This is a genomic window from Buchananella sp. 14KM1171 (assembly GCF_041380365.1).
GTDB classification, from domain to species: Bacteria; Actinomycetota; Actinomycetes; order Actinomycetales; family Actinomycetaceae; genus Buchananella; species Buchananella felis.
Genome location: NZ_CP159981.1, coordinates 1,998,145 through 2,010,185, shown reverse-complemented (window position 1 = coordinate 2,010,185; position 12,041 = coordinate 1,998,145). Strand labels below are relative to the sequence as shown.

8 protein-coding genes and 1 tRNA gene are annotated in these 12,041 nt (G+C 71.0%); 4 read left to right on the top strand and 5 right to left on the bottom strand.

The window, feature by feature from the left end:
• Positions 1-8: 8 nt before the first annotated feature.
• Positions 9-89 (top strand) — tRNA-Leu (locus ABYF38_RS07755).
• A 523-nt stretch (positions 90-612) separates the two neighbouring features.
• On the opposite strand, the gene mnmA is transcribed toward ABYF38_RS07755, so the two are convergent.
• Positions 613-1,719, bottom strand: coding sequence for a tRNA 2-thiouridine(34) synthase MnmA (gene mnmA / locus ABYF38_RS07750; RefSeq protein WP_371151812.1), 1,107 nt, complete (start codon positions 1,717-1,719; stop codon positions 613-615).
• A gap of 993 nt (positions 1,720-2,712) precedes the next feature.
• The gene (locus tag ABYF38_RS07745; protein ID WP_371151811.1) at positions 2,713-4,020 is read right to left on the bottom strand and encodes an aminotransferase class V-fold PLP-dependent enzyme; all 1,308 of its coding nucleotides are present in this window, start codon (positions 4,018-4,020) and stop codon (positions 2,713-2,715) included.
• 116 nt (positions 4,021-4,136) lie between these two features.
• On the opposite strand from ABYF38_RS07745, the gene ABYF38_RS07740 reads away from it, so the two are divergent.
• Entirely contained in the window at positions 4,137-5,627 is a 1,491-nt protein-coding gene (locus tag ABYF38_RS07740; RefSeq protein ID WP_371151810.1) for a L,D-transpeptidase family protein, read from the top strand.
• Between the two features lie 189 nt (positions 5,628-5,816).
• Here the strand turns inward: ABYF38_RS07740 and ABYF38_RS07735 are convergent, their stop codons facing one another.
• The 3 genes from ABYF38_RS07735 to ABYF38_RS07725 all read right to left on the bottom strand — a co-directional run bounded on the left by ABYF38_RS07735 (position 5,817) and on the right by ABYF38_RS07725 (position 8,159).
• Positions 5,817-6,275, bottom strand: a complete 459-nt coding sequence (locus tag ABYF38_RS07735; protein ID WP_371151809.1) for a hypothetical protein — start codon at positions 6,273-6,275, stop codon at positions 5,817-5,819.
• A 92-nt stretch (positions 6,276-6,367) separates the two neighbouring features.
• The gene (locus ABYF38_RS07730) at positions 6,368-7,369 is read right to left on the bottom strand and encodes an electron transfer flavoprotein subunit alpha/FixB family protein (protein WP_371151808.1); all 1,002 of its coding nucleotides are present in this window, start codon (positions 7,367-7,369) and stop codon (positions 6,368-6,370) included.
• 1 nt (position 7,370) lies between these two features.
• On the bottom strand, positions 7,371-8,159 hold the full coding sequence (locus ABYF38_RS07725) for an electron transfer flavoprotein subunit beta/FixA family protein (protein ID WP_371151807.1): 789 nt from the start codon (positions 8,157-8,159) through the stop codon (positions 7,371-7,373).
• A 122-nt stretch (positions 8,160-8,281) separates the two neighbouring features.
• Between ABYF38_RS07725 and glgX the strand changes: the two genes are divergently transcribed.
• Together glgX and trpS are read left to right on the top strand one after the other, a co-directional pair.
• Positions 8,282-10,489, top strand: coding sequence for a glycogen debranching protein GlgX (gene glgX / locus ABYF38_RS07720; protein WP_371151806.1), 2,208 nt, complete (start codon positions 8,282-8,284; stop codon positions 10,487-10,489).
• A 148-nt stretch (positions 10,490-10,637) separates the two neighbouring features.
• Positions 10,638-11,747: a tryptophan--tRNA ligase gene (gene trpS, locus ABYF38_RS07715; RefSeq protein ID WP_371151805.1), complete on the top strand. Its 1,110-nt coding sequence runs from the start codon at positions 10,638-10,640 to the stop codon at positions 11,745-11,747.
• The last annotated feature ends 294 nt before the right edge of the window (positions 11,748-12,041 follow it).

Here is a 12,041-nt window from a genome sequence, read left to right as displayed (position 1 = left end):
ACGCCTACGCGCGAGTGGCGAAATGGCAGACGCGCTGGATTTAGGTTCCAGTGTCTTAGGACGTGCGGGTTCAAGTCCCGCCTCGCGCACAGATTGGATCAACTCCATGTTCCCCGGGGTGGCGCCGCGTGAACGCGGCGCCACCCTCATCTCATTCTCCCCGTAACCTCCGCCCCGGCCGGGGCCCTGCGGCGACCAACCTGCAGCGGCCGACCGGCATTGGCAGGCCCAGCCAGCGCCCCTAGTTTTAGCGACGCTGCCCAAAGCGCCTCAAAACCGCTTCAGCACCGAGCTAACGTAGCTCCCGGATTTCGAGTTGTCTCACAGCGAGCCAGCCGACGTCCCGAAAATAAATGCGGGGATCGAGAGCCGTTTGCCCTTCCCAAGCGGCACCAAGCCGCGTTTAGGGAGCCGGGGCCCTGCATTCCAGCGAGGCCCCGGCTTTTCCCGTCCAGGCCCCGGCCATCAGCCCCGGCGAACCACCCCCGGCCCGCCCCACCTAGGCCGGCCCGCCGCACCTCAGCAGACCGGCTCAGCCCCGCCGAACGCCACTGCCCGCCGAACGCCACTGCCCCGGTCGCGCCGACCGGCGCTCTCCCCGCCGCTTCCGGCTCAGCCCCGCCGGCCTGCCCCGGTGAGCGTGGCCTGCCCCAGCACGCGCGTGCCCCGGTAGAGCACCAGGCACTGGCCTGCAGCGATCCCGCGCGTCACACCGTCCAGCAGCACGCGCACCTCGCCGCTCTCCTGGTCCCACCACGCCCGCCCGGGCATGGCCTCGCCGTGGGCGCGCACCTGGGCCCCCACTTCGATGGCCGATTCCTCGCTGTGGCCGAGCGGAACGTCGTTCGCCAACCAGATCACCTGATCGGCGCGCAGCTCGTTCACGGTCAAAAGCGCGGCCGGCCCCACCACCACCTCGCCGGTCTCGGGGCGGGTGCCCACCACGTAGCGGGGAGCGCCGTCCGCGGCCGGCACGGTCAGGCCGAGCCCCCGCCGCTGCCCGACTGTGTAGCGGTAGAAGCCCTCGTGCTGCCCCAGCACGTTGCCGTCGGTGTCCACGATGTTGCCGGGCTGCGCGCCCAGGCGATCCTGCAGGAAGCCCTGAGTGTTGCCGTCGGCCACGAAGCAGATGTCGTAGGAGTCCGGCTTCTCCCCCACCGTCAGGCCGCGCGCCTCCGCCTCGGCTCGCACCTGGGTCTTGGAGGTCACGTCCCCCAGCGGCAGCAGCATCTGCGAGAGCCGCTCGCGCCCCACCACAGCCAGCACGTAGGACTGGTCCTTTTCCGTATCCGCCGCCCGGTGCAGCTCCGGCCCGTCCGGCCCGTCCACGATCCGCGCGTAGTGGCCGGTGCACACGGCGTCGAAACCGAGCGCCACGCCGCGTTCCAGCAGGGCGGAGAACTTAACGAACTCGTTGCAGCGCACGCACGGGTTGGGGGTGCGCCCGGCGCGGTATTCGGTCAGGAAGTCCGCGATGACGGTCTGTTCGAAGCTGTCGGACAGGTCCCACACGTAGTACGGGATGCCGAGCAGGTGGGCGGTGCGGCGGGCGTCGTCGGCGTCCTCGAGGGTGCAGCAGCCGCGCGAGCCCACCCGCGTGGCCGACGGCGTCTTCGACAGCGCCATGTGCACGCCGATCACCTCGTGGCCGGCGTCCACCGCGCGGGCCGCCGCCACCGCCGAATCGACGCCCCCGGACAGGGCAGCCAGTACTCGCAATTCGCTCCACCTTGCTTGCGGCCGCCCGCTTGTGTGCCGGCCTGTGTGTTTCGAGGCGGGTGCGTGCCGCGCCCGCTCGCCACTCTTGTGGTGCCCCTATTATTAGGCGGCCCTGGTGGACGACGCTTCCCGAGCCGCCCGGTTCAAGACGCCGCCACTAGGCCGGCCGACGTGCCAGGCCGGCGGGCCTGACCCGGTGGCGGGTACGTGGCCGGCGGGCGGGTGCGCGGCCGACCGGCGGGCCGGGCCCGGTGGCGTTCAGCGGTGTGTGGCGTCCGTGCTCGGCCGGCGGGCAGGTGCGCGGCCGACCGGTCAGCCCCGTGCTCATTCGGGGCGCACCCCTACCCACCCCGGCCGGTGCGGTCCCCACCGGGGCCACACTGCGGGCCGCCCTGGGGGCCGCCCTGGGGGTCGTCCCAGCCACTGTTGCGCAACCGGTTGTAGGGTTATTCGACCTGTCGAGCTTTTGGTGCACCTCTTGCGGGTTTGGTGCACCGATTGAGGGGTTACCCGCTCGGGTAAGCCCTCAAGAGGTTCGCTAAGCCCACGACTGGTCCACCAACCCTACAAGAGGTGCACTAAGCCCTCAATCGCTCGCGCACGCGCGTGCCTGTTCGCGCACACCCTCACCCCGGTGGCCACGCTTCGGGTCCCCACCGTCGCCGACGACAACCGCTCCTCCCCCGCTTTCCGCGTACACCACGTAGTCCGGGTGTTCGAGCGCAGTCCGGGTGAGTGAATCCGGTCCGGGTGCGTGAACGCGGGGTGTCTCGCTAAGCCCCCCAGCTCGCAAATGCTGCAACGGGGTACATCCGACCGCTTGGTGCCATGGCACCGATCGGTCGGATGTACCCCGACCACACTTCTGTACGCTCGGGGGCAACCCACCGCACCCAAGGCCCACCGCGCAACACCCGTCTCCCCCGCCGCGAGACACCCGCGCTCATTCGGGGCACGCCCCGCGGCATCCGACCGGGGCGCGCCCCGTGCCGCTCAGCCAGCCTGGCCGAATGCCCGGGCCGCGTTCACGAGCCGAGGCAGCGCGCCGCAGAGGGCGTCGACGTCGGCATCCGTGGTGGCCCAGCCGGTGGAGACGCGCAGCACGCAGCGGGCCTCGGCGTCGTCAACGCCCATGGCCACCAGGACCTCGCTGGGCCCGGAGACCCCGGCGGTGCAGGCCGAGCCGGCGGAGAGCGCGAGTCCGGACATGTCTGCGGCCGCCAGCAGCGCCTCTGAGGCCGCGCCGGGAAAGACCAGGTGCGCGATGTGTGGGGAGGCGGGCGCCCCGCCCGGCAGGGAGCAGCGCCCGCCGACCGCCTGGGCCGCAGCGATGATCCGCTCGCGCCAGTCCAGCATGCGCGCCGCCAGCGCCTCCCGCCCGTGCTCTGCTGCGGTCAGGGCTGCGGCCAGGCTGGCGGCTGCCGGGGTGTCCACTGTGCCGGAGCGCACCCCGTACTGCTGCCCGCCGCCGCGCACGGGGGCGGTCAGCCCGTCGCGGCGGGCCACCAGCACCCCGCCGGTACCGCCCAGCTTGTGCCCGGAGAAGGAGAGGGAGTCGACGTCCCACTCCCCTACGTCGATCCGCTTGTGCCCCACGGTTTGGGCGGCGTCCAGGTGCACCCAATCCAGGTTGATCGATGCATCCCCGCGCGCGCCACCTGGTCCGCCCGGTGCCACCGCCCCCGCGCCGGCCCCCGCGCCCACCGGCACCACCGCCCCCGCCCCCGCGGCGGCCAGCGTTTCCTTGACTCCGGCCAGCTCTGCGGGGTCCAGCCACCGCCCGGTCTCGTTGTTGACGGGCGCGAAGGCCAGGATCACGCCGTCCTCTGCCCTTCCGTTTCGTTCCCGCCAACCGGCCACGGCGCCAGCGATGGCGGCGGCCCAGCCGCCCCGGGGTGCTCCGGCGGCGTCCACTTCCACTAGGGCGTGCTCCCCGGCGGCGGCAACGGCTCCGCGCAGGGAGGGGTGGTCGGTGGACAGGCAGAGCGCCAGCGGCTCCTGCCCGGCGGCGCGCAGGGCGGCGGCCCGCCCGGTCAGGGCCAGCGAGTTGCCCTCGGTGGCGCCGGAGACGAACAGGATCTCGTGGCGTTTTTCGGTCTCTCGCCTGGCGGTGCGTCGCGCTGACAGGACGTCGGCCACCTGGTCTCGCCAGTCCTCCAGGCGGCCGCGCGCGGCCTGTCCGCCGCTGTGCAGGGCGGAGGCGTTGCCGGGGTGGGTGCGCAGGCGCTCGACCTCGGCCAGGTAGGCGTCGCTGGCAGCCGGCAGCGGCGGGGCCGTGGCGGCGTAGTCCAGGTAGATCAATTAGCGTCCTTGGGTGTAGAGGCTGGCGAGGTTTATCCCCCTCGGGTGGGAGGGCCAATCTTTCTCGCTTTCATTATTCTCGAAGGAGCTTGCCCTTCCCACCGATCGAGGTAACGATGACTGCGCCCACCGCTGTCCTTCCCACTGATGCTTTCTCCCGTAAGTCCCGGCTGGCGGTGTTTTTCCGGCGCTTTTGGTGGCTGGTGCTGATCGGGGCGGCGCTGCTGGCACTGGCTGTGGCTACCGTGAGCCACGCCGTCTACTACGCCAAGCGCGCGCTGCCCGGAACAACGGTGGGCAACATCGACGCCTCCGGGATGACGGAGGAGCAGATTGTGCGGGCCCTTAGTGATGCGCAGAAGGCCGTGCGGGTGGAGGTGGATGGCCACGCCACGGTCTCTTTCACCCTGGCGGACGTGGGCGTGACCGTGGACGGGCCCGCCACCGCCCGGGCCGCCCTGGAGCCCTCGCGGGACGTGTGGAACCGGTTTGCGGCGTTGTGGGCGGAGCCGCGCGTGGTCCCCGTGGTGGTGTCGGTGAACGACGTTGCCGCTGCGGCCTCCGCGCAGTCGCTTGTGCCCGCAGACCGTCGGATGCCGGTGGATGCGTCCATCAAGGTGGGCGCGGACGGCGCGGTGGAGGTGGTGCCTGGGCGCACGGCCTACAAGGTGGACCCGGCGGTGCTGACCGAGGCGGGCCGGCTGGCGGCGCGCAGCTTGACGAGCGTGGACGTGGATTTGCGGTTTGCCGAGGTGGCGCCCAAGGTGACCGACGCGCAGGCGGCCACCGCTGCGGAGCAGGCCAATAAGCTGTTCGCGACCGAGCTGGGGGTGGTGGGAACGGAGGGCAACGTGCTGCCGGATCGCGCCACGCGGGCGGCCTGGTTGAAGGTGTCGCTGGACGGCGCCGGCAAGCCCGTGCTCGCCGTGAACCGGGAGGCCGTGGTGGCCTGGGTGGCGCAGCAGGCCCAGCCCTTCGAGTGGGCGGCCAAGGACGGCAAGCGCACGGTGACGCAGTCCGGCACCGTGGTCAGCGTCGAGGTCGAGGCCGTGGACGGCTCCAAGGTGACTAATGCGCAGGCCGTGGTGGATGCCTTGGTGAGTGCGCTGCAAAAGGGCGAGCCGGTGATGGCGGAGTTCGAGACGGAGGCGGTGGAGGCCGCCTACCAGGACACCGTGGTGGCTCCGGCTGCCGGCAGCGCCTCGCTGGCCTACCGGGCCGCCCCGGGCGAGAAGTGGATCGACGTGAACCTCTCCAACCACACGGTGACGGCCTACGAGGGCGCCACCCCGGTCTACGGGCCGGTGTGGATGGTCGATGGCGCTGACGTCACCCCGACCGTGACCGGCACGTTCCGGGTGTGGGGTAAGTACGCCTCCCAGACCATGCGGGGAGAGAACTACGACGGCACCCCGTACGTGACCGAGAACGTGCCGTGGATTTTGTACTTCTACAGCGGCTACGCGCTGCACGGCGCCTACTGGCGTGACTCCTTTGGCTACGCCGGCGCGGACGGCTCTCACGGCTGCGTCAACATGCCCGTGGGTGACGCCAAGTGGTTCTACGACTGGGCCAGCGTGGGCACGGTGGTGGCCTCGCACTACTGAGCGGGGTCCCGGCAGGCAGCGGGCTTCCCGTCTGGCTGTGCCCGCTCGATGAGTGCAACTGCGGGTGGGCTCGTCCCGCTGGCCTGTCCGGCCTGGCCGCGGCTGGCGCAAAAGACTGGTGGGGCGGGCGGTGAAAACACCGCCCGCCCCATCCCGCCTTTTCGCGCAGAATCGGTTTCGAGGACCTAGCTACTTCAGCGCCGCGAACACCGCCGCCACCACGGAGGCGGCCCCGACCAGGATGCCCAGGTACTGCACGGGGATGAAGAACATGGTGTGCTGGTTCTTCAGGCGCTGGGAGAGGTCGTCGGTGTGCTGCGAGACCACGTACTCGATCTGCGTGGCCGCCTCGGCGGCGTTGGCGGGCACGGGCACGCCCGGGCCGGCCTGGAACACGCCCTGCTCGGCGCGCGAGTGCAGGGTGCCGCGCAGGTTCTTGGCGTACGCGTCCACCTGGGAGCGCACGCGCAGCACGTTCAGGAAGTAGCCCAGCAGCCAGGTCAGGCCACCGGCCAGCACGCCGCCCAGGCCCAACAGCCACGGCACAGAGGGACGATCCGTGAAGAGCCACATGAGCCCGGCGGCGATGGAATACCCCGCCGCGATGGTAAAGAGGGACGCAATTCCCCAGCCACGCCAAACAATCATGTGGGAATGATCCCGCGAATCGCGGCTTGCCGCAATCAAAAACGGGCGGGGCGGGAGATTAGTACTCTCCCGCCCCGCCCGGTCTTGGCTCGCTAATTGCGTAGCTCCGCCAGGATCTGCGGCACCACCTCGAACATGTCCCCCACCACCGTCAGGTCGGCGATCTGGGTGATCGGGGCGTCGTCCTCGTCCACGATCGCCACGATCGTGCCGGAGGAGGCCATGCCGCTGGTGTGGTGGATCGCCCCGGAGACGCCGGCGCCGATGTAGAGGCGCGGCGCCACGGACACGCCGGTCTGGCCGATCTGCAAGGAGCGGTCCACCCAGCCCTCGTCGGTGGCCACGCGCGTTGCACCGACGGCGCCGCCCAGAGCGTCGGCCAACTCCTCCAGCAGGGAGAAGTCGCCGCCAGTGCCGCGCCCGCCGCAAACCACGGTCTGCGCCTCAGCCAGCGGCACCTTGCCGGCGGTGCCGGTGTGGGTGGAGGACTCCACGCTCACCGCCTGCGCCTCAGCGGAGTACTCCACGGCCACCGGCACCACCACGGGGTCCAGGGGCGTGGCGAGCGGCTCTGCGCTCACGGAGGAGGGACGCACCGCCACGATCGGGGTGCCCCGCGTGATCCGGTAGGAGGTGGTCCAGGTGCCGCTCAGCACCGACTTCGTGGCCACCAGCTCCCCGCCACTGACCTCCAGGCGGGTGGCGTCCACCACCGCACCGGATGCGCGCGAGACCGCCAGGCGGGCCGCCACTTCCTTGCCGCGGTAGTTGGAGACAAGCAGCACGGCGGCCGGCTCACCGGCTCCCTCGCTGGAGCCCTCGCCGGCCTTGCGGATGCACGCCTGCACCGCGTCGGCCACCACGGCCGGCACGCGCGGGGAGTAGCCCGCCAGGTCGGGCGTGTAGACCACGCTCGCGCCGTGGCTGCCCAGGGCGGCAGTGTCCGGGGCGTCGTTGAGCGCCACCGCCACCACGTCCCCGCTGGTCAGAGAGCGCGCCAACGTCAGCAGCTCGGCAGAGGGCGTGGTCAGGGTGTAGCCCTGCTCGGCGTCGCCCACGTGGTCAACCATCACAAGCAGCGTCTCGGTCAACATCTCAGCGCTCCAATCCGGCCAGCAGGCCCCGCTCGGCCAGGAACTCCACCACGGCCCGCCCGGCATCGGGCCCGGCCTCGATCACGGCACCGCCGCCGCGGGCGTCGGCCATCTCCTCACCCAGCGAGCCGGTGGACGCACCAGCGATCCCCACCTCGGCCTCATCCAGGCCCAGGTCCGCCAGCTCCACCGTGTCCAGCGGCTTCTTGCGCGCGGCCTTCAGGGCCGCGAAGTTCGGGTAGCGCGGCTCGTTCAGCTGGTCGGTCACGCTCACCACCGCAGGCAGCGGCGCGGAGAGCACGTCCTCGAAACCGTCGGCCAGGCGCTTGATCCGCACGCGCCCGCCCGCCACGGACAGCTCGCTGGCCAGGGTGAGGGAGGGCATGCCCAGCAGGGAGGCCACCGCGCCGGGCACCATGGAGGTCAGGCCGTCCAGGGAGGCCATGCCGGCCACCACCAGGTCAACCTCACCCAGGGAGCGGATGGCGGCGGCCAGCACGCGGGCCGTACCCACAACGTCCGAGCCGGCGGCAGCGTCGTCGCACACGTGCAAAGCACGGTCGGCGCCGCGCTGCAGGGCGGCCATCAGCCCATCGGCGGCGTCTTCCGGCCCCATCGTCACGGCAATCACCTCGCCGCCGGCCTCCTCGGCCAAGGCCACCGCGGCCTCCACCGCGTTCTCGTCCAACTCGTTCAGGACGTCGTCCTCACCCCGCACCAGGGTGCCGTCCTCCAAACGACGCTCGGACTGCAAGTCCGGCACGTGCTTGACCAAAACCACGATTTTCATTGCTCCACCATGCCACAAATCAGGCTCTCGCTGCCCACTCGCCGCGCTCGCTAAGCCCCAGGCGATGAAGTGACTGGCCAGACACAAAGCGCAAGCGGCCCCGATGTTGTTCAATATCGGGCGTGCAGTACATAGCCCGCCTGAACAGCCCCCTGGCTCAGCCAGCCCAAGTGCCCTCCCGCCTGGGCACTCACCTGACCGGGTCAGGCGCGGACTTCGCAATCGTCGCCACCCGCGCCAGCGCGGTCGAGCTCTGCCTGGTCGACGTGGACTCGGCCGGCAAGCGCAGCGAGACCCGCATCCGCCTGCGCGGCCCCATCAACGGCGTCTGGCACGGCCACGTGCCCGGCGTGCGCACCGGCCAGCGCTACGGCTACCGCATCCACGGCCCCTGGGACCCGGCCGCCGGGCTGCTGCACAACCCGGCCAAGCTCATGCTGGACCCCTACGCGCGCGGCGTGGAGGGAGAGGTCTACCCGCGCCCAGAGCTGCACATCGGCAACCACGGGGTGGCCTGCCCCATCGACACCCTGCCCTTCGCCCCGCTGGGCGTGATCACCACCCAGTCTCGCGGCGTGCTGCCCTCCCCCCGCACCCCGTGGGAGCACACGGTCATCTACGAGGCCCACGTGATCGGGCTGACCAAGCAGCTGCCCTCGGTGCCCCCGGACCTGCGCGGCACCTACGCGGGCGTGGCCCACCCGGCCACGATCGCCCACCTGAAGAAGCTGGGCGTCACCGCGATCGAGCTGCTGCCGGTCCACGCCAAGATGGATGAGCAGTTCCTGACCGGCAAGGGACTGGGCAACTACTGGGGCTACTCCACGCTCTCCTACTTCGCGCCCGAGCCGTCCTACGCCACCGCCACCTCCCGCGCCCGCGGCGCCCAGGGCGTGGTGGACGAGATCAAGGGAATGGTCTCCCTGCTGCACGAGGCCGGTATCGAGGTGCTGCTGGACGTGGTCTACAACCACACCTGCGAGGGCGGGGACGCCCTGGCCGTCTCCTGGCGCGGCATCGACAACACCGGCTACTACGCCCACGACGGCTCCGCCCCCGCCCGCCTGGCGGACTTCACCGGCTGCGGCAACTCCCTGGACTTCCGCCGCACCCGCGTGGTGCAGATGGTGCTGGACTCGCTGCGCTACTGGGCCACCGAGATCGGCGTGGACGGCTTCCGCTACGACCTGGCCGTCACCCTGGGCCGCTCGCTGGGAGAGTTCTCCCCGCGCCACGCTTTCTTCGTGGCCCTGGCCACCGATCCTGTGCTTTCTACGCTCAAGCACATCTCCGAGCCGTGGGACCTGGGGCCGGGTGGCTGGCGCACCGGCCAGTTCCCGATCCCCTTCGCGGACTGGAACGACCGCTTCCGTGACACGGTGCGGCAGTTCTGGGTGGCCGACGCCCGCTCCCAGTCCTACGGCTACGGCGGCGCGGGCCTGGCCGACCTGGCCACCCGCCTGACGGGCAGCGTGGACCTCTTTGGGCACGGGCAGCTCATCGGCGGGCGCGGCCCGCTGGCCAGCGTCAACTACGTCACGGCGCACGACGGCTTCACGATGCACGACCTGGTCTCCTACGACCGCAAGCACAACCTGGCCAACCTGGAGGACAACCGGGACGGCACCGAGAACAACCGCTCCTGGAACTTTGGCCACGAGGGCGAGATCGACGAGAAGGCTGCGGGGGCGGGCCTGGAGGCCGTGCACATCATGCGACTGCGCTCCCACCGCAACCTGCTGGGCACGCTGCTGCTGAGCGCCGGTGTGCCGATGCTGGTGGCCGGTGACGAGTTTGGCCGCACCCAGCAGGGCAACAACAACGCCTACTGCCAGGACTCGCCCATCTCCTGGATCGACTGGCAGCTTTCGGAGGCGCAGGAGTGCCTGCTGGAGACCTCCCGCTACCTGCTCAAGCTGCGCCGCGAGCACCCCGTGCTGCGCCCCTCCGCCTTCGCGGCCGCCATCCCGCTGGAGATCGACGGCCAGCGCGACCAGATCGTGGACACCTGCTGGTACGGGCCCGACGGGCAGCGACTGGCCGACTCCGTCTGGCACGACCCGGACTCGCGCGTCATCACCATGCTGCGCTCCGGCTGGGCCTGGGGCGGGCGCGACGCCATGCTGGTCCTGAACGGCTCGCTTGCCGCCGTTGACGTGGTGCTGCCGAAGGGCCGGGGCGTCTCCTACGAGCTCCTGTGGGACTCCGCCTGGCCGCGCCCCGACAGCGCCGAGCGCGGCGTGTTCGAGCCCGGCGACGAGGTCAGCCTGGAGGGCCTGACCATGCAGCTCTACGTCACCACCTCGGTGGCCCGCATCGCCAGCGAATAGGCAAGGGCCGACGTTACCGCCCGGCCCACGGCACAAGGCGGCCGCCACGCGCGGGCACCGTAGCTCTTTGACCGGCCGGCGGCAACGTCGTCCACGCCACTAGGGCTCGGCAGGGCGCCCCTAGCAAAGGCGACTAAAATGGGGCGGCATGACTGAGATCGAGACCACCGCCGACCGCCTGGAGCGGTCCACGGACGCCGCTTCGCTGGAGCGCAGCCGGGCACGCAGCCTGGAGATCGAGGCGGAGATCGCCGCCGACCCGTCGCGCTTTCGCGTCCTGACCGGCGACCGCCCCACGGGCCACCTGCACCTGGGCCACTACTTTGGCACCATCGCCAACCGGGTGCGCCTGCAGAACGCGGGCGTGGAGACGTGGGTTTTGGTGGCCGACTACCAGGTCATCACCGACCGCGACGGCGTGGGCGAGCTGCGTGAGCGCGTGCTCTCCCTGGTCACCGACTACCTGGCCGTGGGCATCGACCCGGCCAAGTCCACGATCTTCGCGCACTCTATGGTGCCGGCCCTGAACCAGCTGATGCTGCCGTTCCTGTCCCTGGTGACGGAGGCGGAGCTGCACCGCAACCCGACCGTGAAGGCGGAGCAGGAGGCCACGGGCGGCCGCGCGCTGTCCGGCCTGCTGCTGACCTACCCGGTGCACCAGGCGGCCGACATCCTGTTCTGCAACGCCAACCTAGTGCCGGTGGGTAAAGACCAGCTGCCGCACCTGGAGCAGGCCCGCGTGATCGCCCAGCGTTTCGACAAGCGCTACGGGCGCGCCGTCAAGGACCGCCCGGTGTTCCGCCGCCCGGAGGCGCTGCTGAGCGAGGCCGCCGTGCTGCTGGGCACCGACGGGCAGAAGATGAGCAAGTCCAAGGGCAACACCATCGAGCTGCGCATGAGCGCCGACGAGACGGCGGCGAAGCTGAAGAAGGCCGTCACGGACGCCGACCGGGTGATCACCTACGACCCGGAGGGCCGCCCGGAGGTCTCTAACCTGCTGCTGCTCACCTCGCTGTGCACGGGCGAGGCTCCCGAGGCCATCGCCGAGCGCATCGGTGACGGCGGTGGCGGCACCCTCAAGCGCGTGGTCACGGAAGCCGTGAACGACTATTTCGCGCCGATTCGGGCCCGCCGCGCCGAGCTGGCCGCCAACGAGGACTACCTGATGCAGGTGCTGCGCCAGGGCATCGAGCGAGCCAACGAGGTGGCCGAGGCGAAGCTGGCGGAGGTCCGCGCGGCGATGCAGATGGTCTACTGAGCCTCACCTTGCCTGGCCTGTGCGCCGGGCACCGGGCGGCGGGTGCGGGAGCTCTTCCCGGGCCCGCCGCTTCTTGCAAAGGGTTTCACGCAAGGCGCAAGCAGGGGCAATTGACCAAAGTAGTGTCCGGCCTCACTTAGGATAGTGTCGTGAGCCACATTTCTGCCCCGGCCCCCCGCGAGGGCCAGAAGCCGTCCCAGCCCGCCCACGCCGCCGCCCCCGCGCAGGCGGCACCTCTAGCCGCCCGGCCCGCTGCCGCACCGGTTTCCCCGCCGGTCGCCGCGCCGGTTTCGG